The sequence below is a fragment of the Burkholderia sp. PR2 genome, assembly GCF_052372875.1.
Classification (GTDB): Bacteria; Pseudomonadota; Gammaproteobacteria; order Burkholderiales; family Burkholderiaceae; genus Burkholderia; species Burkholderia diffusa.
Genome location: NZ_JBQRWH010000004.1, coordinates 1907122 through 1933179, shown reverse-complemented (window position 1 = coordinate 1933179; position 26058 = coordinate 1907122). Strand labels below are relative to the sequence as shown.

Sequence of the window (26058 nt, the reverse complement as noted above, 5' to 3'; positions counted from 1 at the left end):
CATTTTCTTTGGTGGTCGGGAAAGGGGCGGGACTGGCGGGGTTGCCGCCGGGATGGGGCGGGTCAGTAACTGCCGTTCGCGAAGCGGGCGATCGGATCGTCCGCGGTGCCGGTGCGCGGGCCGCGCGGCGCGGATTGCGTCGACGCACGCAGCACCTGCACGGGCTCGATGTCGCGCGGCGACGGCGCGGCGGCCGCAGGCGGGGGCTCCGTATCGAACGCGGCAGCCTGGGCGGCCGTCAGTGCCGTCGTCGGAATCTGCGTGCCGGTCTCCGTCGGGACTACGTTCGCCGTCATCGCGGTCATGTCGCCATTCGCGGATGCCGCCTGCTGCTGGGCTGCCGGCATGCGCGGCGGCGGCGGTTCGTAAGGATCGACGGACGGGGCGGCTGCCGGGGCGACCGCTGCGGTCGATACGACCGGTGCCCCCAGCATGACCGGAGCCGGCGACGGTGTGGCGCCGGCTTGTGACGAAGCGTAGGCCGGCTGCCGCGGCACGGCGGCTGCGACGACCGGGGCCGGTGCGGCCGTTGGCGCATCGCGCCGTGCCTCGTAGGTCGGCGCATCGAACGGTGCTGGCGTACCGCGCGGCGGCGCGACACGGCGAATGCCGTCGAAGCGCTTGGCCCAGTACGGGTTCGTCAGGTAGTCGAGCCGCACGGTGCCGCCGGTCGACGGCGCGTTGACAAAGCGCAGCTTGCCGACGTAGATGCCGACGTGCGAATGCGGGCGTCCGGTCGTATTGAAGAAGATCAGGTCGCCCGGCGCGACCTGGTCGGGGTCGATCGACACGCCGCGGCTGCTCATGTCGGCGGTCGTGCGCGGCAGGTTCACGTCGGCCGCGCGGCCGATTACGTAGCGCACGAGCCCGCTGCAGTCGAAGCCGCTCGTCGGCGTGTTGCCGCCCCAGCGGTACGGCACGCCGACGAGGCTCATCGCCTGGATCGAGATCTCTTCCTGGCCGACGCTGTGATCGACGAATTTCGGGAAATTGGCAGGCGCCGGGAACGCGCGCGGCGTCGTGATCTTCATGCCCGAGGCGCGCGAAGCCGACTGCTGCGGCACGCTGGAGCAGGCCGCGAGCAGTGAAACGACGGCGACGGGAACCCAGATTCGAAGCATGACATGGCGGACGAGCGCAGGGCGCTCGCCAATCGTATGACAACAGACAGACCCGATGGTAGACGTTCCGGCGGGGCTTAGGCAACCATTCCTGAGAATTTACTTGAAGTTTCGCGCGTAAGTGAGGCCGTTGCGTAACGAATCATGACCGACGTTTCCGACCCCAAAAATAAAAACGGCGCTCCGGAAACGGAGCGCCGCATGGCGTCGACGGCCGGCGGGCAGCCGGTCGCGCGTTACAGGATGTCCGACGCGTAGTCGGCGAGCCGCGAGCGTTCGCCGCGCGCGAGCGTCACGTGGCCGCTGTGCCCCCAACCCTTGAAGCGGTCGACGACGTAGGTCAGGCCCGAGCTGCCTTCGGTCAGGTAAGGCGTGTCGATCTGTGCGATGTTGCCGAGGCACACGATCTTCGTGCCGGGGCCCGCGCGCGTGACGAGCGTCTTCATCTGCTTCGGCGTGAGGTTCTGCGCTTCGTCGATGATCAGGTACTTGTCGACGAACGTGCGGCCGCGCATGAAGTTCATGCTCTTCACCTTCAGGCGCGAACGGATCAGTTCCTGCGTCGCCGCGCGGCCCCATTCGCCGGCTGCGTCGTCGGTCTTCTGCAGCACTTCGAGGTTGTCGTCGAATGCGCCCATCCACGGCTGCATCTTCTCTTCCTCGGTGCCGGGCAGGAAACCGATGTCCTCGCCGACGGGCACGGTCGCGCGCGTCACGATGATCTCGTTGTAGCGCTTGTCGTCGAGCACCTGCGCGAGGCCGGCCGCGAGCGCGACGAGCGTCTTGCCGGTGCCGGCCTGGCCGAGCAGCGTGACGAAGTCGATCTCGGGGTTCATCAGCAGGTTCAGTGCGAAGTTCTGCTCGCGATTGCGCGCGGTGATGCCCCACACGTTGTTCTTGTGGTGGCTGTAGTCGCGCAGCGTCTGCAGCAGCGCCGTCTTCCCGTTCAGCTCACGGACGATCGCATGGAACGTCGGTTCGCCGTTCTGCGGTTCGAGATAGACGAACTCGTTGACGAGCATCGACGCGACGAGCGGGCCCGTCACGCGGTAGTACGTGGTGCCCGTCTTCGTGTCCTGCCAACTCTCCATGCCCTTCGCATGCCTGGTCCAGAAATCCTGCGGCAGCTCACGCACGCCGTTGTACAGGAGATCCGAGTCCTCGAGCACCTGGTCGTTGAAGTAGTCTTCCGCAGGCAGGCCGAGCGCATGCGCCTTGATCCGCATGTTGATGTCTTTCGACACCAGCACAACCTGGCGGTCCGGCCGGTCGCGCTGCAGCGCGCGCACGACGCCGAGGATCTGGTTGTCGGCCTTGCCTGCCGGCAGGCCTTCGACGGGCGGAATGTTGGTGAGCGTCGTCTGGAAGTACAGGCGGCCGAGCGCCTCGCGGCTGCCGAGGCGCGACAGCGGAATGCCGTTCGTGATCGGGCCCGCGTCGGCGACCAGTGCGTCGAGCGTGCGGCTCACCTGGCGTGCGTTGCGCGCGACTTCCGACATCCCCTTCTTGTGGTTGTCGAGTTCCTCGAGCGTCATCATCGGCAGATAGACGTCGTGTTCCTCGAAGCGGAAGAGGCTGCTCGGATCGTGCATCAGCACGTTGGTGTCGAGCACGAACAGCTTCTGCAGTTCGGCTTCGGCGGCCTTGCGGTTGCGCGACTTCGTCGCCGCGCCGGCATCGCGAGCGGGCGCCGCGGCCGGTTTCGCGGCGGCGGGCTTGTCGTGGCGTGCCTCGACCGGCGCGGCGGGTGCTGCTTCGACCGGCGCCTGGATCGGCTGCAGCAGCGCCGCGGTCTGTTTGGTCCTGCGGCCGCGTGCAGGTGTGCTCGCGGCGTCTTGGGCCGACGACGCGACGGCGCGCAGCGGCGCGGCCGTGTTCGCGGCTTCGGTCATCGGTTGGGCCACGCTGGCCGGGCCATAGTCACCGGCAGTGGATGCGTCCCCTTCGGCGGATTTCTTCGCGGCTTTCGCGGGTCGCGCTTTCGCCTTGTATTCGTCGGGCGGCAGCAGGCTGCCGAGCTTGCTGGGGGGGGTAGGCAAAGGCATGGTGTCCCTCGGGAGGAATCGTGTCGCATGAAGTGCGCCGCTGATCGCATCCTGCGTGACGTACACGCATGCAGTTTGCGCGCGGTGGCGCACAGGAATTTCGTCTAGCCGGTTCGCCTAAGTGTCGATCAGCTCCTTGACGGGGTGAGGGCCGGACCGAGGGCCGGCGCGCAGTCCATAAAAAAAGCCGCTGCCCCGTCGACAGGGACATGCGGCTCGGCTGATACCGTCGTAATGCGCGTCAGGTGCCGGGAAGCATCGCATCGGGCGCCGGTGCAGCTACGAGAAATATGGGGCGAACTGGCATTCATTGCGGCCCAATATAACGCGGCTCAAAGCGCTTGTACAGCCCTTAGCACGTCGTCCACGTGACCGGGCACCTTGATGCCGCGCCATGCCTGGCGAAGCACGCCGTCGGCGTCGATCAGGAACGTCGAACGCTCGATTCCGCGCACTTCCTTGCCATACATTTTCTTCATCTTGATGACATCGAACAGCGCGCACAGTGCTTCGTCGGCATCGGAGATCAACGGGAACGGCAGTTCGAGCTTTGCCTTGAAGTTGTCATGAGAGCGCAGGCTGTCGCGCGACACGCCGATGACTTCGGCGCCCGCCTTCTTGAACTTCGGATAGAGATCGCGGAACTGCAGGCCTTCGGTCGTGCAGCCCGGCGTGTTGTCTTTCGGATAGAAATACAGGACGAGCTTCTTGCCCTTCAGGTCGGACAGCGAAATGTCGCCGCCCGTAGCCGGTGCGGTGAAATCGGGAACTTGGCGGTCAACTTCGACGGACACGTGTTTCTCCTGTTGTTATGGAAAGGCGCCGCTCGGGCGGCGCGGTACGGCGGGACGTCGCGGCGGCACGCCGCGAGGGCAGGGCCGGCGGCGCCGGCGCGCGCGAACTCAGTCGGGCTGGACGATCAGTTCGCCGGAGCGGCCGGGAATCTCGCCCCACGTGACAGGGTACGATGGCAGCGAGTCGCGGTCCAGCGTCGCGTGGTAGTCGCCCATCGTCGCAAACGTATGGCCCTGTGCGCGCCACCCCGCGAGCAGCTGCTCGAACACCGGCGCGAGCTTCTGGCCTTCCAGTTCCGCATGCAGCGTGAACACCTGGTCGTGCGGATTGGTCTCCGTGAACTTCAGGATATGCGCGGCGACGTTGTGCGTGTCGATGCCGTCGATGCCGAGCACTTCGTCGAGCGTCGGCAGCGTGGTCGGCATCTGCACGTGCGACAGCGTGCGGCCGCCGACGACGGGAAGGTACGGCGAATGGCCGCGACCGTCCGATGCGTAGCGCATCCCCCATGCGTCGATCTGCTCGAACGCCGCGTCGTTCATCTGCCAGCCGGCCGCGCCGTGCGTGACGGGCGGCGCGCCGAAGACGTCGACGAAGCGCGCGTGGCTCTTCTGCATTTCACGCGCGGTCCAGTCGCGATCGCGCACGCGCACGTTGTCTTGCCAGTACACGTGATCCCACGTGTGGATCCCGCATTCGAAGCCGGCCTCGTGGATCGCGCGCATGTCCGCGATCGCGCGACGGCCGATGTCGGGGCCCGGCAGCAGCACGCCGTACATCAGCTGCTTCACGCCGTAATGCTCGACCACCGACGTGCGCGACACCTTCTTCAGGAAGCCGGGGCGGAACACGCGCCGCAGCGCCCAGCCCGTGTGATCGGGCCCGAGGCTGAAGAGGAAGGTCGCGCGCGCACTGAAGCGGTCGAAGATGTGCGCGAGGTTCGGCACGCCTTCGCGCGTGCCGCGCAGCGTGTCGACGTCGATCTTGAGGACGATACGAGCCAAGCGAGCGTCCCGTCAGTTCTGCTGCTCGACCAGCGCGCGCGCGTCGGCGACATGGCCGCGATACGCTTCGAAGATCTTGCGCAGCGCATCGTCGAACGTCGATTGCGGCGCCCATGCGAGCTCCTGCATCGTGTTGTCGATCTTCGGCACGCGGTTCTGCACGTCCTGGTAGCCGTTGCCGTAATAGGCGCCCGACGTCGTTTCGACGAGCTGCACCTGCTTCGCGGAGCCGGCGTATTCCGGATATTCGGCGGCCAGTTCGAGCATCTTGTGCGCGAGCTCGCGAACCGAGAAGTTGTTCTTCGGATTGCCGATGTTGTAGATCTTGCCCGACGCGATGCCGTTCTTGTTCTCGATGATCTTCATCAGCGCGCTGATGCCGTCGTCGATATCGGTGAACGCGCGCTTCTGCGAGCCGCCGTCCACGAGGCTGATGTTCTCGCCGCGCACGATGTGGCCGAGGAACTGCGTGACGACGCGCGAGCTGCCTTCCTTCGGCGTGTAGATCGAGTCGAGGCCCGGGCCGATCCAGTTGAACGGACGGAACAGCGTGAAGTTCAGGCCTTCCATTCCGTAGCCCCAGATCACGCGGTCCATCAGCTGCTTCGAGCAGGCGTAGATCCAGCGCGGCTTGTTGATCGGGCCGTAGGTGAGCGCCGATGCATCCGGGTCGAACTGCTCGTCCGAGCACATGCCGTAGACCTCGGAGGTCGACGGGAACACGAGGTGCTTGCCGTACTTGACGGCCGAACGCACGATCGGCAGGTTCGCCTCGAAGTCGAGCTCGAACACGCGCAGCGGCTGCTGGACGTAGGTCGCGGGCGTCGCGATCGCCACGAGCGGCAGGATCACGTCGCACTTCTTCACGTGATACTCGACCCACTCCTTGTTGATCGTGATGTCGCCTTCGAAGAAGTGCATCCGCTCGTGGTTGACGAGGTCGCCCAGCCGATCGGTCTGCATGTCCATGCCGAACACTTCCCAATCGGTGGTTTCAAGAATGCGCTTCGACAGGTGATGGCCGATGAAGCCGTTCACACCCAGGATCAGGACTTTTTTTGCTTTCATGAATGACGGGAAGAATGAATGAACTGCGCGAATTCCGCGGGCGTCACGACGGTTTCGCTGCCGTCGCGCTGCTGCCACAGCTCGAGAATGGATAGGGCGCGGCTGTCGCCGCAGACGCCGAATAGCGCATTATCGCTTACGTGCAGGCCGGGCGGCAAATCCGCCGCGGCCGCGGCGACCGCGCTGCCGGGCGCCGCGAGGCGCGCGCGGGCGATCACGAACCGCGTGCCGCCGACGTCGGTGAACGCGCCCGGATACGGGGGCGCGACCGCGCGAACCAGGTTGTAGACCTGCGCGGCCGGCTTCGACCAGTCGACGCGGCCGTCCTCCGGCTTGCGTCCGCCGAAGTAGCTGCCGTTCGCGAGATCGTTCGGCAGATGTGGCGCATCGCCCGCGAGCAGCGCGGGCAGCACGCGCCAGAGCGTCTGCTCGGCGGCCACCGTCACCTTGTCGAACACCTGCGTGGCCGTGTCGTCGGGCAGGATCGGCACCGCGGTCTGGCCGATGATCGCGCCGGCGTCGGGCTTCGCGGCCATCTCGTGCAGCGTCGCACCGGTTTCCGTTTCCCCGTTCAGCACGGCCCAGTTCGTCGGTACCCGACCCCGGTATTTCGGCAGCAGCGAACCGTGCATGTTGTACGCGCCGCGTGGCGCGATCGCGAGCAGATCCACCGGCAGCATGTGGCGGTAGTAGAACGAGAAGATGAAGTCCGGCTGCGCGTCGGCTACCGCGCGGCGCAATGCGGGATCGGCGGGGTCGGCCGGCGTGACGACCGGGATCCCGTGCTCGGCGGCGACGGATGCGACGCTGCCGAACCAGATGTTCTCGTTCGGGTTGTCCTCGTGCGTGACGACGAGCGCGACGTCGACGCCGCGCGCGAGCAGCACCTGCAGGCACCGCACGCCGACGTTGTGATAGGCGAAGACGACGGCGCGCGGCTTCATTGCGACAACCCCGTGCGGTTCGTGCCGACCGGCACCGCCGGCATGCCGTCATGCTGTTCGAGCACGGCCTGGATCAGGTAGCGCGGCCGTGCACGCACTTGCTGGTAGATGCGGCCGACGTATTCGCCGAGCAGGCCGAGCGCGAAGATGATCACGCCGAGCAGGAAGAACGTGATCGCGAACAGCGTGAACACGCCTTGCACTTCCGCGCCGACGATGAAACGGCGCACGAGCAGCAGCACGAACAGCGCGGCGGAGCCGAGCGACAGGATCACGCCGATGAACGACAGCCACTGCAGCGGCACGACCGAGAAGCCCGTCACGAGGTCGAAGTTCAGCCGGATCAGGCTGTACAGCGAGTATTTCGACTCGCCCGCGAAGCGTTCTTCGTGCGCGACCTCGATTTCGGTCGGGTTCTGCGCGAAGGTATAGGCCAGCGCGGGAATGAACGTGTTGACTTCGCCGCACACGTTGATCGTGTCGATGATGCGGCGGCTGTACGCGCGCAGCATGCAGCCCTGGTCGGTCATCTTGATCCGCGTGATGCGCTCGCGCAGCCGGTTCATCATCTGCGATGCCTTGCGTCGCCACAGGCTGTCCTGACGCTGCTTGCGGATCGAACCGACGTAGTCGTAGCCCTCGTGCATCTTCGCGATGAGCTTGCCGATTTCCTCGGGCGGGTTCTGCAGGTCGGCGTCGAGCGTGATGACGATATCGCCGCGCGACTGCGCGAAGCCGGCGAGGATCGCCATGTGCTGGCCGTAGTTGCCGTTGAGCAGCACGACGCGCGTCGTGTCGGGGCGCACGTGGAACTGGTCCGCCAGCATCGCGGCCGAGCGGTCGCGGCTGCCGTCGTTGATCAGGATCACTTCGTACGACGTGCCGAGTGCGTCGAGTGCCGGGTACAGGCGCGCGAACAGCGCGGCCAGGCCGTCTTCCTCGTTGTACACGGGGATGATGACCGATACCTCCGGGTTCGCGGCGCCCGGATGCCCGGCGCGTGCTTCAAGGTGATTCATGTACGCTTATTTTCCGTATTGTTCGCAAATCTGGTTGACGGCGTCGGCCACGCGACGCACGTCGTCTTCCGTCATCTGCGTGAAGAGTGGCAGCGTGACGGTCGATGCGCCGTATCGTTCGGCGTGGGGGAACATGCCCTCCTTGAAGCCGCGTGCACGATACAGCGTGAAAAGATGGATGGCCGGGTAGTGAACGCCGGTGCCGATCCCGCGTTCCTTCATCTGCGCCATGAAATCGGCGCGCGAGATCGACAGCCGGTCGAGCGGCAGCGTGACCTGGAACATGTGCCAGTTGCTGTTCTCGAAATCGGCGACGGGCAGGCCGAGCCCGAGTTTCACGGCCGGGCCGCCGTCGAGCGCGGCGAAGTACGCGCGCACGAGAGCGCGGCGCTGCGCGGTGAAGCGCTCGAGGTGCGGCAGCTGGCCGAGGCCGACGCGCGCGGCGACGTCGGTCAGGTTGTACTTGCCGCCGAGCACGTCGCAGTCCATCCCGTCGAAGCCGGTGCGCGTGATGCCCTGCAGCCGGTACTTCTGCGCGAGCGTCGCCTCGTCCTCGTTGTTCAGCACGAGCGCACCGCCTTCGATCGTCGTCAGGTTCTTGTTCGCGTGGAAGCTGAACGACACGATGTCGCCGATCGCGCCGATGCGCTTGCCTTTCCAGGTCGAGCCGAGCGCCTGCGCGGCGTCCTCGATCACGCGCAGGTTGTGCGCGCGCGCGATTGCGTACAGGCGGTCCATGTCGACCGGCAGGCCGGCCAGGTAGACCGGGATGACCGCCTTCGTGCGCGGCGTGATCGCCTGCTCGAGCTTGTCGAGGTCGATGTTGCGCGTGACGGGGTCGATGTCGGCGAATACGGGCGTCGCGCCCGTCTCGAGGATCACGTTGCTGGTCGACACCCACGACGCCGGCGTCGTGATCACCTCGTCGCCGGGGCCGACGCCCGCGATGCGCAGACCGATCTCGAGCGTGCAGGTGCCCGAATTGAACGCGCGGACCGGACGGCCACCGCAGTACTCGGACAGCGCTGCCTCGAATTTCTGGCTTTGCGGGCCGGTGGTGATCCAGCCCGAGCGCAGCACTTCGACGACGCCCTGGATGGTTTCCTCGTCGATCTCGGGGCGGGTGAACGGCAGGAACGGAGCGGTAGTCTGGCTCATGAACGCTTGTGGCCTGTAATGGCTGGTAATAAAGGGGTCGGGCGATCCGGCCCGAAACCGGCATTAAACACCGGTTGCCGGATTCGTACCGTGATTTTTTGTAGGCGGACGCTTAATGCCGTCGGGCCGGGCGCGCTCAACTGCGCGCGAGCACGAGCACGCCGATCAGGATGATGCCGATGCCGACGAGCCGCTGGACCGACAGCACCTCGCCGAACAGGTACCAGGCGGCAAATGCGTTGACCACGTAGCCGAGCGACAACATCGGGTACGCGATCGATACGTCGACTCGCGACAGCCCGAGAATCCAGACGACCACGCTCAGCACGTAGCAGCCGAGGCCGCCGATGATCGGCAACTGGGTCGCGATCTTCAGGCCGACCGGGATGATGTTCGCACGGCTGAATTCGAAGTGTCCAACGGCGTTGACGCCGGCTTTCAGCAGGAGTTGCGCACAGGCGTTGAGCATCACGCCGGTGATGATGCAGACGAACGAAACGGGATTCATGCGGCGGGCGTCCTTACGATTGCGGTTTCTCGACGATCACGCGGCGGTTGTCGCGCGCGATCACGCGCATCGCCACGCCTTGCTTGACCAGCGTGTCGTACTGGCCGGGCGGCATGATCGCGAGCGCATGGGTGTCCTGCTTCCAGCGTTCGATCCATTGGTCGACGGTCGGGATCCATTTGTTCGGCTCGACCGAGATCCCGAATGCGAGTTCGTCCTGGCGCTGGACCATGATCGTCGTGTGGCCCATATAGAACGGGAACGTGTGATCGAGCATCTCGATCGAATAGAACGGTGTGTCGGGCGGCAGCTTCGCCAGTTCGGCGCGCACGGCGGGCGCGAGCAGGGCGCCCGAGCTGTAGCGGCCGAATTCATCGTGACCGGTGCCGCCGATCGTGCCGAACGCGAGCCACGCGGCGCCGAACGCGGTGATCGCGGCCGCGACACTCACGTGACGGTTCAGCCATGCGGCCGCGAGCGTCAGCGCACCCGCGACCGCGAGGCCCGCGTACAGCCATAGCTGGAACGCGCGGTACAGCGCGTTCGGCGTGCGGGCGTCGCCCTGATACGCGAGGAAGATGATCCCGAACGCCGCGACGACTAAGAATACGAGGTAGCCGAGCAGGTGACGGCGGAACCGGTCGGCGCTCATCAGCGGCAGGTACGCGCCGATCATCAGCGCGAGCGCTGGCGCGACCGGCAGCACGTAAGAGATCAGCTTGGAATGCGATGCGCTGAAGAACAGGAAGATGAACGCGCTCCAGATCAGCAGCACGAGCATCGGAGAGAAACCGTTCGGCTGGCGCGGCATGCGCAGTGCATGGCGGATGCTCTGCCATGCGACGGACAGCCACGGCAGGAAGCCGACCAGCAGCACCGGCACGAAATAGTAGAGCGGGCCCGGGCGGTTCTGTTCCGGGGTCAGATACCGGCGGAACTGCTGGACGATGAAGAAGAAGTTGAAGAACTCGGGGTTGCGCTGCTGGACGAGCACGAACCACGGCGTGACGATCGCGAAGAAGATCACGAGGCCGCTGACCAGGTACAGCCGCTTCCACAGCGCCCAGTCGCGGGCGATCAGCGTATAGAGCACCAGCACGGCGCCGGGCAGGATCAGGCCGACGAGGCCCTTGGACAGCACGGCGAACGCCATCGCGCCCCAGCACGCCCACATCCAGCCGCGCGCCGCGCCCGCCTGCAGCCCGGGCCGCTGCGCGAGCAGCAGCGAGCAGAGCGACAGCGTCATCCAGAACGCGAGCCCCATGTCGAGCGCGTTGAAGTGGCCCATCAGGTTCCAGTACGGCGAGCACGCGAGCACGACGGCCGCGAGGAAGCCGGACAGCGGGTTGAACAGGCGCGCGCCCGTGAAGCCGACCAGCAGCACGCCGGCGAAGCTGGCGAGGCCCGTGTAGAGGCGCGCCTGCCATTCGCCAATGCCGAACCACGCGAACGTCAGCGCGTTCAGCCAGGTCTGCAGCGGCGGCTTCTCGAAGTACTTGTAGCCGTTGTAGCGCGGTGTGATCCAGTCGCCGGTGACGAACATTTCCCGCGCCATTTCGGCGTAGCGGCCTTCGTCGCTCGGGATCAGGTGGCGCAGCCCGAGCGGCGCGAACCAGACGATCGCGAGTGCGACGAGCAGGAGGACGAGCGTGATGCGATTGAGCGGTAGCCTCGGCGGCGTATCGTTCATGGATTTTCAGCCTGTTGGTTGTTGTAAGAGCCGCCGGCGGGTTGCGCCGGGGGCGGTCGGCGTGCCGGTCATCGACCGGGAGGACGATCCGGGGATCGACCCGGTGTGCCGGCCCGAGTTTTACCGCAACGGTGATTAACGTTCAATTAAGAGCGCGGCGGCGACCTTGCGGCCCTCGGCCATCAGGATGTTGTAGGTACGGCAGGCAGCCTGGAAATCCATCGTCTCGACGCCGATGCGCTTGGCCGTGAGCATGGCCACGAGGCGCGGGTGTGGGAAGCGCAGCCGCGCGCCGCTGCCGAAGATCACGAGTTCGGGTGCCGGGTCGAGCAGCATCGCGAAATGCTCGGGCGCGAGCGCGTCGAACGACGACACGGGCCAGTCCCGCACCGGTGCGCCGGGCAGCACGATGACGCTTCCTTCGTGGCGTTGGAGGTTGACGTCGACATAATCGGGGCCGTAGCCGGTGACGGTGTTGAGCGCGCCGCTCGCGTCCTGGTGCAGTTTCAAATCGGTATTCCGCGGTTCCGTGGAGGGATTGTCTGGCAAGGGCCGCACGGGCCCGGGCGGCCGGTTTCGCGACCGCCGCGCGCGGGACGCCTGAAGGCGCGGGCCCGGAGCGGCCATGGTGCATTGCGAAAGTCGGCCAAAATCCGCTAAATTATAACTTTTTGGTTGCCCCCGGGCGCCAGTTGCATCGTGCGTCGCCACAAGCCGCGTCCGACCGCCCGCATTTTCCCCAGTCTAGACAGCGCGCACAGACCGGCCGCTCTCCAGTTTTGATCCCGTCCCCCGGCCGCAAGGCCAACCCAGGAACCGTGTCGTCGTGAAACCGATTCAGAAGTCGAACAAGCTGCTCAACGTCTGCTACGACATCCGTGGCCCGGTGCTCGAGCATGCGAAGCGCCTCGAGGAAGAAGGCCACCGCATCATCAAGCTGAACATTGGCAACCTCGCGCCGTTCGGTTTCGACGCGCCGGACGAAATCATCCAGGACATGATCCGCAACCTGCCGGCGTCGTCCGGCTATTCGGATTCGAAGGGCGTGTTCTCGGCCCGCAAGGCCGTGATGCACTACACGCAGCAAAAGGGCGTCGTCGGTGTCGGCCTCGACGACATCTACATCGGCAACGGCGCGTCCGAGCTGATCGTGATGGCGACCCAGGCGCTCCTGAACGACGGCGACGAAGTGCTGCTGCCGGCGCCCGACTACCCGCTGTGGACGGCCGCCGTGAGCCTGTCGGGCGGCACGCCCGTGCATTACGTGTGCGACGAGCAGAACGCGTGGATGCCCGACCTCGACGACATCCGCCGCAAGATCACGCCGAACACCAAGGCGATCGTCGTGATCAACCCGAACAACCCGACCGGCGCGCTTTATTCCGACGAATTGCTGCGCGATCTGCTCGAGATCGCGCGCCAGCACGGGCTGATCGTGTTTGCCGACGAGGTCTACGACAAGATCGTCTACGACGGGCTCGAGCACACGGCGCTGGGCTCGCTGTCGGAAGACGTGATCACCGTCACGTTCAACAGCCTGTCGAAGAGCTATCGCTCGTGCGGCTACCGCGCGGGCTGGATGGCCGTGTCGGGCCTCGGCGGCGACAACCGCCGGCGCGCGAAGGATTACCTCGAAGGGCTCGGGATCCTGTCGTCGATGCGCCTGTGCGCGAACGTGCCCGGGCAGTTCGCGATCCAGACCGCGCTCGGCGGCTACCAGAGCATCAACGAGCTGATCGTGCCGAGCGGGCGCCTGTACAAGCAGCGCGAGCTGGCGTATGACATGCTCACGTCGATTCCGGGCGTGACCTGCGTGAAGCCGCAGGCCGCGCTGTACATGTTCCCGCGCCTCGATCCGAAGCTCTATCCGATCCAGAACGACCAGCAGTTCATCCTCGACCTGTTGCTCGAGGAACGCGTGCTGCTCGTGCAGGGTACGGGCTTCAACTGGGCGGCGCCGGATCACTTCCGCGTGGTCTTCCTGCCGAACCTCGACGACCTGACCGATTCGATCAACCGGATCGCGCGCTTCCTCGACGGCTACCGCAAGCGCCATTCGGTCTGAGCGGACATCGTCCCCGGCATTCATTCACTCTTACTCATCGATCACACGCAGCATGGAACCGATCAAAGTTGGCCTGTTGGGCTTCGGCACCGTCGGCAGCGGCACCTTCACGGTGCTGCACCGCAACCAGGAAGAAATCAAGCGACGCGCGGGGCGCGGCATCGAGGTCGCGCGCATCGCGGTGCGCAACCCGGCCAAGGCGCAGGCCGCGCTCGGCGGTAACGCCGGCGCCGCGCAGATCACCGACGATTTCAACGCGGTCGTCGACGATCCGTCGATTTCGATCATCGCCGAGATGATCGGCGGCACGGGCATCGCGCGCGAGCTCGTGCTGCGCGCGATCGCGAACGGCAAGCACGTCGTGACGGCGAACAAGGCGCTGCTCGCGGTGCACGGCACCGAGATCTTCGAGGCCGCGCGCGAAAAGGGCGTGATGGTCGCGTTCGAGGCGGCCGTCGCCGGCGGCATCCCGATCATCAAGGCGCTGCGAGAAGGCCTGACCGCGAACCGCATCCAGTACATCGCGGGCATCATCAACGGCACGACGAACTACATCCTGTCGGAAATGCGCGACCGCGGCCTCGACTTCGCGACCGCGCTGAAGGCCGCACAGGAACTCGGCTACGCGGAAGCCGATCCGACATTCGACATCGAAGGCGTCGACGCCGCGCACAAGGCGACGATCATGAGCGCGATCGCGTTCGGCGTGCCGGTCCAGTTCGACCGCGCGTACGTCGAAGGGATCAGCAAGCTCGACGCGACCGACATCCGCTACGCGGAAGAGCTCGGCTACCGGATCAAGCTCCTCGGCATCACGCGCCGCGCCGAAAACGGCATCGAGCTGCGCGTGCATCCGACGCTGATTCCCGAGAAGCGCCTGCTCGCGAACGTCGAGGGCGCGATGAACGCGGTCGTCGTGCACGGCGACGCGGTCGGCACGACGCTGTACTACGGCAAGGGCGCGGGCGCTGAGCCGACCGCTTCGGCGGTCGTCGCGGATCTCGTCGACGTCACGCGCCTGCACACGGCTGACCCCGAGCATCGCGTGCCGCACCTCGCGTTCCAGCCGGACAGCCTGTCGAACACGCCGATCCTGCCGATCGAGGAAGTCACGAGCGGCTACTACCTGCGCCTGCGGGTGGCCGACCAGACGGGCGTGCTCGCCAACATCACGCGCATCCTCGCCGAATCGGGCATCTCGATCGACGCGCTGCTGCAGAAGGAATCGGAGCAGGTCGACGGCGCGAACGGCGAGACCGACATCATCCTGATCACGCACGAGACGCTCGAGAAGCACGTGAACGCGGCGATCGCGCAGATCGAAGGCCTCGCGACGGTGGTCTCGAAGGTGACGAAGCTGCGCATGGAAGCGCTGAACTGAGGACCAGGAACGACATGAACTACATCTCCACGCGCGGCGCCGGCATCGGCGAGCGCCACACGTTCTCCGACATCCTGCTCGGCGGTCTCGCGAAGGACGGCGGGCTGTACCTGCCGGCCGAGTACCCGAAGGTGTCGGCCGACGAACTGGCGCGCTGGCGCACGCTGCCGTACGCGGATCTCGCGTTCGAGATCCTGTCGAAGTTCTGCGACGACGTGCCGGCCGACGACCTGCGCGCGATCACGCGCCGCACGTATACGGCCGCCGTGTACAGCAACACGCGCCACGGCGAGAACGCGTCCGACATCACGCCGCTGAAGACGCTCGGCACCGAGAACGGCGCGCCGATCTCGCTGCTCGAACTGTCGAACGGCCCGACGCTCGCGTTCAAGGACATGGCGATGCAGTTGCTCGGCAACCTGTTCGAGTACACGCTCGCGAAGCACGGCGAAGCGCTGAACATCCTCGGCGCGACGTCCGGCGACACGGGCAGCGCGGCCGAATACGCGATGCGCGGCAAGGCCGGTGTGCGCGTGTTCATGTTGTCGCCGCACAAGAAGATGAGTGCGTTCCAGACCGCCCAGATGTTCAGCCTGCGGGATCCGAACATCTTCAACCTCGCGGTCGAAGGCGTGTTCGACGATTGCCAGGACATCGTGAAGGCCGTGTCGAACGATCACGCGTTCAAGGCGCGGCACAAGATCGGCACGGTCAATTCGATCAACTGGGCGCGCGTCGTCGCCCAGGTCGTGTACTACTTCAAGGGCTATTTCGCGGCGACGACGTCCAACGACGAGCGCGTGTCGTTCACGGTGCCGTCGGGCAACTTCGGCAACGTCTGCGCGGGTCACATCGCGCGGATGATGGGCCTGCCGATCGCCAAGCTCGTGGTCGCGACCAACGAGAATGACGTGCTCGACGAGTTCTTCCGCACCGGCGCATATCGCGTGCGCAGCGCGGAACACACATACCACACGAGCAGCCCGAGCATGGATATCTCGAAGGCGTCGAACTTCGAACGCTTCGTGTTCGACCTGCTCGGCCGCGATCCGGCACGCGTGATGCAGTTGTTCCGCGACGTCGAGGAGAAGGGCGGTTTCGATCTCGCTGCGAGCGGCGATTTCGCGCGCGTGGCCGAGTTCGGCTTCGTGTCGGGTCGCAGCAGCCACGCGGACCGCATCGCGACGATCCGTGACGTGTTCTCGCGCTACGACACGATGATCGATACGCACACGGCCGACGGCGTGAAGGTCGCGCGCGAGCACCTCGACGCGGGCGTGCCGATGGTCGTGCTCGAGACGGCCCAGCCGATCAAGTTCGGCGAGACGATCCGCGAAGCGCTCGATCGCGAGGCCGAGCGGCCGGCGGCATTCGACGGGCTCGAGGCGCTGCCGCAGCGTTTCGAGGTCGTGAAGGCCGATGCGCAGCAGGTGAAGGACTTCATTGCCGCGCATACGGGCGCGTAACGTAGCACCGGGGTAGCCTCGGGCCGCGGGGTCGCAAGCCCGGCGGCGCAGGACGGCCGGAATGCCGATTCGTCACACGGATCGGGGTTCCGGCCGTTTCGCTTGGTGGCGGCCGCGCGCAGGGGCATTGTCAGATGGCGCGCGAATCAAGTGCCAGTGCCGCGCGTTCGCGCCGATCACGGTTGTCGCATGTCCGGCATATCGCACGTGGGCGCGATGGCGTCGCTACAATGACGTATTGATTCCAACGATCCCCGATTCCATCGATGTCGAACCCGAATCCCGCGGCGCCGCGCGCGCCGATGCTGTCGACCGCCGAAGCGCTCGCCGCGCTGCTCGAAGCCGCGAAGCCGCTGCCCGGCGCTGAAACCGTCGCCACGCTCGACGGGCTCGGCCGCGTGCTGGCGGCCGACGTGAGCTCGCCGCTCGACGTGCCGCCGATGCATACGAGCGCGATGGACGGCTATGCCGTGCGCGTCGCCGACCTGCTGCACGGCGAGCGGCGCTTGCCGGTGTCGCAGCGGATTCCGGCGGGCCACCCGGCCGCGCCGCTCGCGGCGGGCACGGCCGCACGGATCTTCACCGGCGCGACGGTGCCGCCCGGCGCCGATGCCGTCGTGATGCAGGAGCAGGCGTCGGCCGACGGCGATGCGGTCGAAATCCTCCACACGCCGAAGGCCGGTGAATGGATCACCGCGCAGGGCGCGGACATCCGCCAGGGTTCGGTGATCCTGCCGGCCGGTACGCGGCTTACGCCACAGGCGCTCGGGCTGGCCGCGTCGGTCGGCTGCGCGCAGCTGTCGGTCGCGCGGCGGATTCGCGTCGCGGTGTTCTTCACCGGCGACGAACTGACGATGCCGGGCGAGCCGCTGAAGCCCGGCGCGATCTACAATTCGAACCGCTTCACGCTACGCGGACTGCTTGAGCGGCTCGGCTGCCACGTGACCGACTACGGGATCGTGCCCGACTCGCTCGCCGCGACGCGCGACACGCTGCGTGAGGCCGCGCGCGATCACGACGTGATCCTGACGAGCGGCGGCGTATCGGTCGGTGACGAGGATCACGTGAAGCCGGCCGTCGAAGCCGAAGGTCGGCTCGCGCTGTGGCAGATCGCGATGAAGCCGGGCAAGCCGCTCGCGTTCGGCGCGGTGCGCCGCGGCGACGCGCATCCCGACGCGCACTTCATCGGGCTGCCGGGCAATCCCGTGTCGAGCTTCGTCACGTTCCTGCTGTTCGTGCGGCCGTTCCTGCTGCGCCTGTCCGGCGTGCGCGACGTCGCGCCGCGCGCGCTGTCGCTGCGCGCGGACTTCTCGCAAAGCAAGGGCGACCGGCGCAACGAATTCCTGCGCGCGCGCGTCAACGCGGCCGGCGGCCTCGACCTGTTCCCGAACCAGAGCTCGGCGGTGCTGACGTCGACGGTCTGGGGCGACGGCCTGATCGACAATCCGCCGCAGCACGCGATCAGCGCAGGCGAGACCGTGCGTTTCATTCCGTTTTCCGAACTGCTGTCGTAACGCGACGGCTTCCTGACCCATGAAGATTCAACTGAAATTCTTTGCAAGCGTGCGCGAGGCACTGGGCGTGTCCGACGAGCAGGCCGACGTGCCGGACGGCGTGACGACCGTTGGCGACGTGCGCGCATGGCTGCGCCTGCGCGGCGGCGCGTGGGCCGAGACGCTCGCCGAAGGGCGCGCGTTGCGCATGGCATGCAATCACGAGATGACCGACCCCGATACGCGGCTCACCGACGGTTGCGAGGTCGCGTTTTTTCCGCCCGTGACGGGTGGTTGAGAGGCGGGCGATGGCTACGGTACGAGTGCAGGCCAACGATTTCGACCTGAACGCCGAAGTGGCGGCGCTACGCGCGCGCAACCCGAAGATCGGCGCGGTCGCCTGCTTCGTTGGCACCGTGCGCGACCTGAACGAAGGCGATTCGGTCGCGGCGATGGAGCTCGAGCATTATCCGGGGATGACCGAGAAGGCGCTCGAGAAGATCGCCGCCGAGGCTGGCCGGCGCTGGCCCGGGATCGACGTCGCGATCGTGCATCGCGTCGGCCGGCTGCTGCCGCTCGACCAGATCGTGATGGTCGCGACGGTCGCATCGCATCGCGGCGATGCGTTCGCGTCGTGCGAGTTCGTGATGGACTACCTGAAGACCGAGGCGCCGTTCTGGAAGAAGGAAACGACGCCCGACGGCGAGCGCTGGGTCGATGCTCGCAGCACCGACGATGCGGCGCTCGCGCGCTGGGGCGTCGAATCGGGCAACACGCCGCGTTGAGCGCGGCGTACGTGTCGTGCGGCGATGTGCCGCAGGCACTCGAGCGCTCCGGCGCTGCGAATCGAGGTGTCAGGCGTCCGGATCCGTGCCGCGCCCGATGATCTTCGTCGGAAACGGCTCGCCGCGGGCGCGTGACGGCAGCGCATGCGGATCGTCGCCCGTGTCGCGGCGGCGTGGCGCGATCGCGTCGAGCAGCGCCTGCTGCTCGGGTGGAATCTGATAATCCCAGCCGAAGCGGCTCAACTGCAGGCTCTGCGCGATGCGCAGCGCGGGCTCCATGAAGCGGATGGCCGCGGGCGGTGTGTAGCGCCCCTCGACGGTCTTCAGGAACAGCGACAGCCAGCGGCTGAAATGCGCGGGCTCGATCCCGTCGAGTGGCTGGTGCGCTTGCTGCACGTTGCCGCGATAGCCCTTGGTGCCGAGCACGAGGCTCGACCAGAAGCTCACCATCTTCGGCAGATGGTCGTCCCAGCGACCATCCAGCTTCGCGTCAAACACGGGGCCGAGCAGCGGATCGGCGCGCACGCGGTCGTAGAACGCGTACACGAGGTCGCGGATATTGTCTTCTGTTGGCTCGGCGTCGCGAGGGCGGGCCGGGGCGGTATCGGGCGAGGCGGGCAGGGCGGTCATGGAAAAAAGGGCCGGGAAAATCAGGGCGTCGGTGTCGTGCCCGCGGAACGGCAGCGTGGGCAACGCGCAGGACGCCGACAGAATTTTGACGCAAAATAGCGTCCATCAATGCCCGAAAAATGCGTAGATTTCATGAATATTATTGCGCGCAGGCCGTCCCGGCAACCCGGCGCCGTCAAGCGGCCTTGAGAACCATCCCGGCGCGCGTTCCGATTGATCCGTCCCGCTTGATCGGGGCGCGATCGATCATTTTCCGTATTCGCTCATGAGACTCACTGACTACACCGACTATTCGCTGCGCGTCATGCTGTACCTCGCCGTGCGCGGCGAGGGGCTCGCGACGATCCAGGAGATCTCGGACGCCTACGGCATCTCGAAGAACCATCTGATGAAGGTCGTGCAGCAGCTCGGCGAGCTCGGCTGGGTCGATACCGTGCGCGGCCGCAACGGCGGGCTGCGGCTGTTCCCCGAATCGCTGAAGCTGACGGTCGGCCAGGTGGTGCGGGCGACCGAGAACGATTTCGCGCTGGTCGGCTGCTTTGCGGCCGACGGCGACGCGTCGCGCGACTGCGTGATCGAGCCGCATTGCCGCCTGAAGGGCGTGCTGGCGGCCGCGCGCGACGCATTCTTCGCCGAACTCGACCGTCACACGCTCGGCGAGCTGACCGTGCCCGCGTCGCCGCTCGTCGCGCTGCTGGGCATTCGTCCGATCGCGCTGGTGCGTGCCGAGCCGTCCGGGGATGACGCATCGGCGTCCGCCGAATCGTCGTCGAAGGTCGGCTGACACGCCGGTACCACCGCCACCATCCGGGCGGCGGCCCGCCCGCAGGCCGCCGCATCGCCACCCGGCGATTTTTGCGCTGAATCAACCCGAATTTCGCTTGAAACCCGTATAACCATCCTCATCTTGGTGTTAATCGAAAATTGGAGGTCTCGCCAAATGAGAATCGACAAGCTCACCACCAAGTTCCAGGAAGCACTCGCGGACGCGCAAAGCCTCGCGGCAGGCCGCGACAATCAATACATCGAACCCGTTCACGTGCTGGCGGCGCTGGTCGCTCAGCAGGACGGCTCCGCCCGCTCGCTGATGTCGCGCGCGGGCGTGCACGTGCAGGCGCTGCAAGGCGCGCTGAACGAAGCCATCTCGCGCCTGCCGCAAGTAACGGGCACGGGCGGCGACATCCAGATCGGCCGTGAGTTGGCCGGGCTGCTGAACCAGGCCGACAGGGAGGCGCAGAAACTCAACGACACGTTCATCGCGAGCGAGATGTTCCTGCTCGCCGTGTCCGACGACAAGGGCGAAGCCGGCAAGCTCGCGCGCCAGCACGGCCTCACGCGCAAGGCGCTCGAAGCCGCGATCGCCGCGGTGCGCGGCGGCTCGCAGGTGCACAGCCAGGACGCCGAAAGCCAGCGCGAGGCGCTGAAGAAATACACGGTCGACCTGACCGAGCGCGCCCGCGCGGGCAAGCTCGATCCGGTGATCGGCCGCGACGATGAAATCCGCCGTTCGATCCAGATCCTGCAGCGCCGGACCAAGAACAACCCGGTGCTGATCGGCGAGCCGGGTGTCGGCAAGACGGCGATCGTCGAAGGGCTCGCGCAGCGGATCGTCAACGGCGAAGTGCCCGAGACGCTGAAGGGCAAGCGCGTGCTGTCGCTCGACATGGCCGCGCTGCTCGCCGGCGCGAAGTATCGCGGCGAGTTCGAGGAGCGTCTGAAGGCCGTGCTCAACGACATCGCCAAGGACGAAGGCCGGACGATCGTGTTCATCGACGAGATCCATACGATGGTCGGTGCCGGCAAGGCCGAAGGCGCGATGGACGCAGGCAACATGCTGAAGCCGGCGCTGTCGCGCGGCGAGCTGCACTGCATCGGCGCGACCACGCTCGACGAATACCGCAAATACATCGAGAAGGACGCCGCGCTCGAACGCCGCTTCCAGAAGGTGCTCGTCGACGAGCCGAGCGTCGAGGCGACGATTGCGATCCTGCGCGGGCTGCAGGAGAAGTACGAACTGCACCACGGTGTCGACATCACCGACCCGGCGATCGTCGCCGCGGCCGAGCTGTCGCATCGCTACATCACCGACCGCTTCCTGCCGGACAAGGCGATCGACCTGATCGACGAGGCCGCGTCGAAGATCAAGATGGAAATCGATTCGAAGCCCGAAGAGATGGACAAGCTCGATCGTCGTCTGATCCAGCTGAAGATCGAGCGCGAGGCCGTGAAGAAGGAGCAGGACGAGGCGTCGCAGAAGCGCCTGCAGTTGATCGAGGAAGAGATCGAACGCCTCGGCCGCGAATATGCGGACCTGGAAGAGATCTGGACTGCCGAGAAGGCTGCGGTGCAGGGCAGCGCGCAGCTCAAGGAAGAGATCGAGAAGGTGCGGGCGGACATCGCGCGCTTGCAGCGTGAAGGCAAGCTCGAGAAGGTCGCCGAGCTGCAGTACGGCAAGCTGCCGCAACTCGAGTCGCAACTGAAGCAGGTCACGCAGGCCGAAGAGCAGGAGCAGCACAACCCGACGCGTCCGCGTCTGCTGCGCACGCAGGTCGGCGCGGAAGAAATCGCGGAAGTCGTGTCGCGTGCAACCGGGATTCCCGTGTCGCGGATGATGCAGGGCGAACGCGAGAAGCTGCTGCACATCGAGGAAAAACTGCACGAGCGCGTGGTCGGCCAGGACGAGGCGATCAGCGCGGTGGCGGACGCGATCCGTCGTTCGCGCGCGGGTCTCGCCGATCCGAACCGCCCGTACGGCTCGTTCCTGTTCCTCGGCCCGACGGGGGTCGGCAAGACCGAGCTGTGCAAGGCGCTGGCGTCGTTCCTGTTCGATTCGGAAGAGCACCTCATCCGCATCGACATGAGCGAGTTCATGGAGAAGCACAGCGTCGCGCGGCTGATCGGTGCGCCGCCGGGCTATGTCGGCTACGAGGAAGGCGGCTACCTGACGGAAGCCGTGCGCCGCAAGCCGTACAGCGTGATCCTGCTCGACGAGATCGAGAAGGCCCACCCGGACGTGTTCAACGTGCTGCTGCAGGTGCTCGACGACGGCCGCATGACCGACGGGCAGGGGCGCACGGTCGACTTCAAGAACACGGTGATCGTGATGACGTCGAACCTCGGCTCGCAGGTGATCCAGGCCATGACGGGCTCGCCGCAGGAAGAGATCAAGGATGCCGTGTGGCTCGAAGTGAAGCAGCACTTCCGCCCCGAGTTCCTGAACCGGATCGACGACGTCGTCGTGTTCCACGCGCTCGATCGCAGCAACATCGAATCGATCGCGAAGATCCAGCTCGCGCGCCTGCACGACCGGCTCGCGAAGCTCGACATGGCGCTCGACGTGTCGCCCACCGCGCTCGAACAGATCGCGAAGGTCGGCTACGATCCGCTGTTCGGCGCGCGGCCGTTGAAGCGCGCGATCCAGCAGGAGATCGAGAACCCGGTCGCGAAGCTGATCCTCGCGGGCCGTTTTGGTCCGAAGGACGTGATCCCGGTCGACGTCAGCGACGGCACGTTCGTGTTCGACCGCGTCGTGCACTGATTGCCAGTGATCGGCCGCACGCCCGGTTCGCGCCGGGCGCGCAAAAACAAACACCCCGCTCAGGCGGGGTGTTTGCATATGGGGCGGCCGAAACCGCCGTCGAGGCGGTCAGCGCGGCGCGCTGCGGGCTCAGGCCTGCTTGCTGCCGCCGAACATGCCGGCGAGCTGCGTGAGCGTGCCGAGCACGTTCGACGTATCGACCTGGCCGCCGGCCGGCACTTCGCCGTTCGGCGTCGCGCCGTTGACGACGTGCGGCAGCACTTGCGCGAGGATCGACGATGCCTGAGACGGATCGATACCGACCTTGCTCGCCAGCGAGCCGACGACGTCGGAACCGAGCACGTTTTGCAGCGTGTCGGCCGAGATCGGCTGGTTTTCGCCGTTACCGACCCACGAGCCGATGATGTCGCCGGCGCCGCCGGCCTTGAACTTCTCGATCAGCCCGTTCAGGCCGCCCGGCTGGTTGTTGATGAATTCGAGCGCCGTCGTGATGAGCGCGCTTTGCGAGTTGCCGCCGGCTTGGCCGCCGATCAGACCGCCAACGATGTCGAGGAGACCCATGGTTCTTCACCTTTACTGAAAAGGGCGCCGCAACGACGGCGCCCGTTGATCGAATGCCGCGCGCACGCGATCGCGCGCGTGGCGCATATCAGGCGCCCGACGCCGCGGCGGCGGAGGCTGCCTTGTCCTTCTTGCTCTTCTTCTTCTTCGAGCCCTTCGTCGCCTTCGTGGACGACGCTGCGGCCGGCGCGCTCGCTCCCGCATCGGCGGATGCCGCTGCGGCCGCGGCTGCCTTTTCCTTCTTCGACATGCGCTTGCTCTTGGCCGACTTGGTCGCTGCTTCGGGGGCGCTCGCGGCCGGGGCCGTCGCCGTCGTGCCGGCCGTTGCGGTCGTCGACGTCGATGTCGACGTCGTGGCCGACGTCGTCGCGGCCGGCTTCGACAGCTTCACGCCCTTCGGCGGCGTCGACGAGCCGCCGATCGTCAGGCCGTTTTCCTCGAGATGCCCGACCGACTTCGTGCCGAGACCCTTCACGCGGTTCGCGAGATCGTCCGCGTCCTTGAACGGGCCGTTCTTGGTGCGTTCGTCGATGATCGCCTTCGACTTCACGGGCCCGAGGCCCTTCACCGATTCGAGCGCGGCCTGGTCGGCCGTGTTGACTTCGACGGCCGCGGCGATGCCGGCGGCGAGCGACAGCGACAGCGCGACGAACAGCATCAGCAGCTTTTTCAGCATGGCAAAGGCTCCCTGGTTCTGACGGATGAATGTTACCTACTCATGGCATATCTAGGACTTGACTGCGTATGTTTCTACTCCTACCTTTATATCCGTACCACCCTGAATTTGGACTTAATGCTGGCACTGGGTGGCAATAGATTCCCTGTATTTCTCACTTGCAGGACAACCGAAGGGCGTCAGGCAGCCTCAATAGACCGCGGCGCGAGAACCCGTCGCAGTGTGGGCAAACGGTGCAGAAGTGTGGGCAACAGGTTCTGGTTGTCCACACGGTCGCGAAGCGATCTGCACGGTTTGTCCATGCGGAGACGGCCATCGCGTTTAGCTGGCGCGTCGTGTGAGTTTGCGTTGGCCGCAAAGACAGGCACAAGAATACCCTAATTCTATGAATGCCGAGATCGAGCCTGGAACTAATGCCGATTCACCGAGCAGTTTGATTCCTGAACGGGTGCGGAGCTGAGGTTTGCCGATTGCGGCATTGAGATACCCCTTTAGTGCGAAGACTATATTCAGATCACCCCGTCTTCTGACGGTCGCGCCTTCATGCAGAGCAGGCGGGGAGCGAGAGTCTGCGGCAACGAATGTCTGGGATTTGCGTGGGTGCTCTACTGCAAGGTTCTCGAGTTGGGTGACCAAACACTCGTCGACGCATGATGGGCGGGGAATAACGGTGCTGTTTGTGCCTACCTCGCGGATCGGGAAGCACTGTTCCCATCGGCGCGGCGTCAGTCGCAGGCGGAGATAGCTGTCTCGCTTCTGCGAGAGTGCTTGATTCAAAAGCCGTTGGCCTGGCCGCGGCGGTACGACCAGCGAACTTCCTATGGCGTTCCTTTTCAGACGCAACCGCCCGGTTCTCATTCTGCGTGGCTTCGAGGCTGTCGCGCATGTCCCGTTTCTGATGAACGGGAACATGAGCTACGCGGACGAGGCAAACCGTTTCCTGCGTGAACGCGCCCTTCTTGACTGGCACCCGAACAACCGTCACGGCGAGCCTACTGCCAAGGTGTGGATTCCCTCCGAGAACACCATTTTTGCGATGGGCCGGGACCTCGAAAATTTCCTGTCGTATGTCGAGGTCAATGGCTTCCAATGGCGGGAAATGGATTATCCGTCGATCTTGCGTACCTATCAGGCAGATCAACTGAACGGCTCGTGGAGTGAGCGTGGCGAGCCGCTTGCGCCAGCAACGATCAACCGCCGTGTGGGGACGGTCTGCGAATTCCTGACGTGGGCCGGCGATCGCGGACTGCGCGCGTTATTCCAGGTTATTGGCACCCGGTCGACTGTGCGCAATCGTTCTGGTCACGCGACGACGAATCGGTCACACGCCGTCGTGGGTCGGGCCGGGCGAGTTCGGGAGCGCATTGACAGGCTGCGAATACCCACCGTGGCGGAAATCGACGCGTGGCTTCTCGAGATCGAGGCTCGGCGTGGCACGACTCGGGCAGTGGCGTGTCGGGCGATTCTTGAGACAGGTATGCGCCTTGAGGAGGTGGCGTTGCTTCGGGCGGCGCAAGTTCCTGATCCGGACACAGTCCTGCCAGGTTACCCGGCTCGCATGGACATCTGTTACGGTACAAAGGGTGCGCGCCGGGTGGGCGACCCCGAGAAACGTGGTAAAGCTCGCACCCTCCGGTTCGGCATCGGTTTTCTGCACGTGCTCGACGACTACCGGCGGCTGCGTCGCGCGAGGGCGTTAGTCGCTTTTCGCCATTCGCATCCCGGACAGAAGAGTCCGGAGGCGCTGTTCCTGTCCGAAGATACGGGGTTGCCATTAACCAAGAAAATGATCTATGACGCGTGGACTCGCTGCGAGCGACTGCCTTTCCCCGGCTGGAGCCCCCACGCTGGTCGGCACGCCTTCGCCTGCTTGCTCCTGCTTCGCCTGCTTCACGAAGAGACGGAAAGGATCGGCCACGCCGCATCCAGTTTGCCGCGAAGTGCGCTCATCGGGCACGCCAGTGATCTGGTCACAACCTATATGCGCCCGGTTCTGGGCCACGTGAGCGAGCAGACGACCGACCGCTACCTGGAGTGGGTGGCGGATCACTTCCTGGTTGCGGAGCATCGAACCGCATGGGCGCGCTATCTTGAGGACGGCCATGGCTAGG

Annotated in this window: 24 protein-coding genes; 10 read left to right on the top strand and 14 right to left on the bottom strand. The window is 65.8% G+C overall.

Annotation, left to right across the window (positions count from 1 at the left end; genetic code table 11):
• Positions 1-62: 62 nt before the first annotated feature.
• From ACT2FV_RS26100 to ACT2FV_RS26055, 10 genes are all read right to left on the bottom strand, one after another.
• Positions 63-1121 carry a C40 family peptidase gene (locus tag ACT2FV_RS26100; protein WP_444505105.1) on the bottom strand — a complete coding sequence of 353 codons (1059 nt, stop codon included), beginning with the start codon at positions 1119-1121 and terminating at the stop codon, positions 63-65.
• Between the two features lie 236 nt (positions 1122-1357).
• Entirely contained in the window at positions 1358-3166 is a 1809-nt protein-coding gene (locus ACT2FV_RS26095) for a PhoH family protein (RefSeq protein WP_444505104.1), read from the bottom strand.
• A gap of 332 nt (positions 3167-3498) precedes the next feature.
• Complete coding sequence (locus tag ACT2FV_RS26090) at positions 3499-3960, bottom strand: peroxiredoxin (RefSeq protein WP_444505103.1); 462 nt, start codon at positions 3958-3960, stop codon at positions 3499-3501.
• A gap of 108 nt (positions 3961-4068) precedes the next feature.
• Positions 4069-4965, bottom strand: coding sequence for a 4-deoxy-4-formamido-L-arabinose-phosphoundecaprenol deformylase (locus tag ACT2FV_RS26085; RefSeq protein ID WP_444505102.1), 897 nt, complete (start codon positions 4963-4965; stop codon positions 4069-4071).
• A 12-nt stretch (positions 4966-4977) separates the two neighbouring features.
• Complete coding sequence (locus ACT2FV_RS26080) at positions 4978-6033, bottom strand: bifunctional UDP-4-keto-pentose/UDP-xylose synthase (RefSeq protein ID WP_059680085.1); 1056 nt, start codon at positions 6031-6033, stop codon at positions 4978-4980.
• Complete coding sequence (locus ACT2FV_RS26075; protein ID WP_151049308.1) at positions 6030-6977, bottom strand: formyltransferase; 948 nt, start codon at positions 6975-6977, stop codon at positions 6030-6032. Before ACT2FV_RS26075 ends, ACT2FV_RS26080 begins: the two co-directional genes overlap by 4 nt.
• Complete coding sequence (locus tag ACT2FV_RS26070; protein WP_444505101.1) at positions 6974-7996, bottom strand: glycosyltransferase; 1023 nt, start codon at positions 7994-7996, stop codon at positions 6974-6976. Before ACT2FV_RS26070 ends, ACT2FV_RS26075 begins: the two co-directional genes overlap by 4 nt.
• 6 nt (positions 7997-8002) lie before the next feature.
• On the bottom strand, positions 8003-9154 hold the full coding sequence (locus ACT2FV_RS26065; protein WP_444505100.1) for a DegT/DnrJ/EryC1/StrS family aminotransferase: 1152 nt from the start codon (positions 9152-9154) through the stop codon (positions 8003-8005).
• 136 nt (positions 9155-9290) lie between these two features.
• A complete protein-coding gene (locus ACT2FV_RS26060) occupies positions 9291-9662 on the bottom strand; it encodes an EamA family transporter (protein WP_014896865.1) in 372 nt (123 codons plus the stop codon).
• Positions 9663-9675: 13 nt separating this feature from the next.
• Positions 9676-11352 (bottom strand): glycosyltransferase family 39 protein, encoded by a 1677-nt coding sequence (locus tag ACT2FV_RS26055; RefSeq protein WP_151049310.1) that lies wholly within the window; start codon positions 11350-11352, stop codon positions 9676-9678.
• On the opposite strand from ACT2FV_RS26055, the gene ACT2FV_RS26050 reads away from it, so the two are divergent.
• On the top strand, positions 11351-11491 hold the full coding sequence (locus ACT2FV_RS26050) for a hypothetical protein (protein WP_170296433.1): 141 nt from the start codon (positions 11351-11353) through the stop codon (positions 11489-11491). The two genes, ACT2FV_RS26055 and ACT2FV_RS26050, sit on opposite strands and share 2 nt — an antisense overlap.
• On the opposite strand, the gene ACT2FV_RS26045 is transcribed toward ACT2FV_RS26050, so the two are convergent.
• Positions 11488-11862 (bottom strand): Mth938-like domain-containing protein, encoded by a 375-nt coding sequence (locus ACT2FV_RS26045; protein ID WP_059604281.1) that lies wholly within the window; start codon positions 11860-11862, stop codon positions 11488-11490. The genes ACT2FV_RS26050 and ACT2FV_RS26045 overlap by 4 nt on opposite strands.
• A 316-nt stretch (positions 11863-12178) precedes the next feature.
• Here ACT2FV_RS26045 and ACT2FV_RS26040 point away from each other — a divergent pair, with 316 nt between their 5' ends.
• The 6 genes from ACT2FV_RS26040 to ACT2FV_RS26015 all read left to right on the top strand — a co-directional run bounded on the left by ACT2FV_RS26040 (position 12179) and on the right by ACT2FV_RS26015 (position 18542).
• Positions 12179-13417 carry a pyridoxal phosphate-dependent aminotransferase gene (locus tag ACT2FV_RS26040; protein WP_059604283.1) on the top strand — a complete coding sequence of 413 codons (1239 nt, stop codon included), beginning with the start codon at positions 12179-12181 and terminating at the stop codon, positions 13415-13417.
• A 52-nt stretch (positions 13418-13469) separates the two neighbouring features.
• Entirely contained in the window at positions 13470-14798 is a 1329-nt protein-coding gene (locus ACT2FV_RS26035; RefSeq protein WP_151049312.1) for a homoserine dehydrogenase, read from the top strand.
• A gap of 14 nt (positions 14799-14812) precedes the next feature.
• The gene (gene thrC / locus ACT2FV_RS26030; protein WP_444505099.1) at positions 14813-16264 is read left to right on the top strand and encodes a threonine synthase; all 1452 of its coding nucleotides are present in this window, start codon (positions 14813-14815) and stop codon (positions 16262-16264) included.
• Positions 16265-16530: 266 nt separating this feature from the next.
• Positions 16531-17778 (top strand): molybdopterin molybdotransferase MoeA, encoded by a 1248-nt coding sequence (locus tag ACT2FV_RS26025; protein WP_059680094.1) that lies wholly within the window; start codon positions 16531-16533, stop codon positions 17776-17778.
• Between the two features lie 19 nt (positions 17779-17797).
• Positions 17798-18055, top strand: a complete 258-nt coding sequence (gene moaD / locus ACT2FV_RS26020) for a molybdopterin converting factor subunit 1 (protein WP_006758354.1) — start codon at positions 17798-17800, stop codon at positions 18053-18055.
• 10 nt (positions 18056-18065) lie between these two features.
• The gene (locus tag ACT2FV_RS26015; RefSeq protein ID WP_059604296.1) at positions 18066-18542 is read left to right on the top strand and encodes a molybdenum cofactor biosynthesis protein MoaE; all 477 of its coding nucleotides are present in this window, start codon (positions 18066-18068) and stop codon (positions 18540-18542) included.
• Positions 18543-18611: 69 nt separating this feature from the next.
• Here the strand turns inward: ACT2FV_RS26015 and ACT2FV_RS26010 are convergent, their stop codons facing one another.
• On the bottom strand, positions 18612-19172 hold the full coding sequence (locus tag ACT2FV_RS26010) for a group III truncated hemoglobin (protein WP_059604299.1): 561 nt from the start codon (positions 19170-19172) through the stop codon (positions 18612-18614).
• A 265-nt stretch (positions 19173-19437) separates the two neighbouring features.
• Between ACT2FV_RS26010 and ACT2FV_RS26005 the strand changes: the two genes are divergently transcribed.
• Both ACT2FV_RS26005 and clpB read left to right on the top strand, forming a co-directional pair.
• Positions 19438-19956 (top strand): Rrf2 family transcriptional regulator, encoded by a 519-nt coding sequence (locus ACT2FV_RS26005; RefSeq protein ID WP_444505098.1) that lies wholly within the window; start codon positions 19438-19440, stop codon positions 19954-19956.
• Between the two features lie 156 nt (positions 19957-20112).
• Complete coding sequence (gene clpB, locus ACT2FV_RS26000) at positions 20113-22710, top strand: ATP-dependent chaperone ClpB (RefSeq protein WP_124622616.1); 2598 nt, start codon at positions 20113-20115, stop codon at positions 22708-22710.
• Between the two features lie 129 nt (positions 22711-22839).
• On the opposite strand, the gene ACT2FV_RS25995 is transcribed toward clpB, so the two are convergent.
• Entirely contained in the window at positions 22840-23271 is a 432-nt protein-coding gene (locus ACT2FV_RS25995) for a YidB family protein (protein WP_059604306.1), read from the bottom strand.
• 88 nt (positions 23272-23359) lie between these two features.
• Entirely contained in the window at positions 23360-23947 is a 588-nt protein-coding gene (locus ACT2FV_RS25990) for a ComEA family DNA-binding protein (RefSeq protein WP_444505097.1), read from the bottom strand.
• Positions 23948-24767: 820 nt separating this feature from the next.
• Here ACT2FV_RS25990 and ACT2FV_RS25985 point away from each other — a divergent pair.
• Positions 24768-26057: a hypothetical protein gene (locus ACT2FV_RS25985; RefSeq protein ID WP_444505096.1), complete on the top strand. Its 1290-nt coding sequence runs from the start codon at positions 24768-24770 to the stop codon at positions 26055-26057.
• The last annotated feature ends 1 nt before the right edge of the window (position 26058 follow it).

Bases quoted from the DNA above. Each gene is read 5' to 3' on its own strand.
- ACT2FV_RS26100 (WP_444505105.1), bottom strand. From the start codon at position 1,121: ATGCTTCGAATCTGGGTTCCCGTCGCCGTCGTTTCACTGCTCGCGGCC.
- ACT2FV_RS26095 (WP_444505104.1), bottom strand. From the start codon at position 3,166: ATGCCTTTGCCTACCCCCCCCAGCAAGCTCGGCAGCCTGCTGCCGCCC.
- ACT2FV_RS26080 (WP_059680085.1), bottom strand. From the start codon at position 6,033: ATGAAAGCAAAAAAAGTCCTGATCCTGGGTGTGAACGGCTTCATCGGC.
- ACT2FV_RS26075 (WP_151049308.1), bottom strand. From the start codon at position 6,977: ATGAAGCCGCGCGCCGTCGTCTTCGCCTATCACAACGTCGGCGTGCGG.
- ACT2FV_RS26070 (WP_444505101.1), bottom strand. From the start codon at position 7,996: ATGAATCACCTTGAAGCACGCGCCGGGCATCCGGGCGCCGCGAACCCG.
- ACT2FV_RS26065 (WP_444505100.1), bottom strand. From the start codon at position 9,154: ATGAGCCAGACTACCGCTCCGTTCCTGCCGTTCACCCGCCCCGAGATC.
- ACT2FV_RS26060 (WP_014896865.1), bottom strand. From the start codon at position 9,662: ATGAATCCCGTTTCGTTCGTCTGCATCATCACCGGCGTGATGCTCAAC.
- ACT2FV_RS26050 (WP_170296433.1), top strand. From the start codon at position 11,351: ATGGATTTTCAGCCTGTTGGTTGTTGTAAGAGCCGCCGGCGGGTTGCG.
- ACT2FV_RS26055 (WP_151049310.1), bottom strand. From the start codon at position 11,352: ATGAACGATACGCCGCCGAGGCTACCGCTCAATCGCATCACGCTCGTC.
- ACT2FV_RS26035 (WP_151049312.1), top strand. From the start codon at position 13,470: ATGGAACCGATCAAAGTTGGCCTGTTGGGCTTCGGCACCGTCGGCAGC.
- thrC (WP_444505099.1), top strand. From the start codon at position 14,813: ATGAACTACATCTCCACGCGCGGCGCCGGCATCGGCGAGCGCCACACG.
- ACT2FV_RS26025 (WP_059680094.1), top strand. From the start codon at position 16,531: ATGTCGAACCCGAATCCCGCGGCGCCGCGCGCGCCGATGCTGTCGACC.
- moaD (WP_006758354.1), top strand. From the start codon at position 17,798: ATGAAGATTCAACTGAAATTCTTTGCAAGCGTGCGCGAGGCACTGGGC.
- ACT2FV_RS26015 (WP_059604296.1), top strand. From the start codon at position 18,066: ATGGCTACGGTACGAGTGCAGGCCAACGATTTCGACCTGAACGCCGAA.
- ACT2FV_RS26010 (WP_059604299.1), bottom strand. From the start codon at position 19,172: ATGACCGCCCTGCCCGCCTCGCCCGATACCGCCCCGGCCCGCCCTCGC.
- ACT2FV_RS26005 (WP_444505098.1), top strand. From the start codon at position 19,438: ATGAGACTCACTGACTACACCGACTATTCGCTGCGCGTCATGCTGTAC.
- clpB (WP_124622616.1), top strand. From the start codon at position 20,113: ATGAGAATCGACAAGCTCACCACCAAGTTCCAGGAAGCACTCGCGGAC.
- ACT2FV_RS25995 (WP_059604306.1), bottom strand. From the start codon at position 23,271: ATGGGTCTCCTCGACATCGTTGGCGGTCTGATCGGCGGCCAAGCCGGC.
- ACT2FV_RS25990 (WP_444505097.1), bottom strand. From the start codon at position 23,947: ATGCTGAAAAAGCTGCTGATGCTGTTCGTCGCGCTGTCGCTGTCGCTC.
- ACT2FV_RS25985 (WP_444505096.1), top strand. From the start codon at position 24,768: ATGGCGTTCCTTTTCAGACGCAACCGCCCGGTTCTCATTCTGCGTGGC.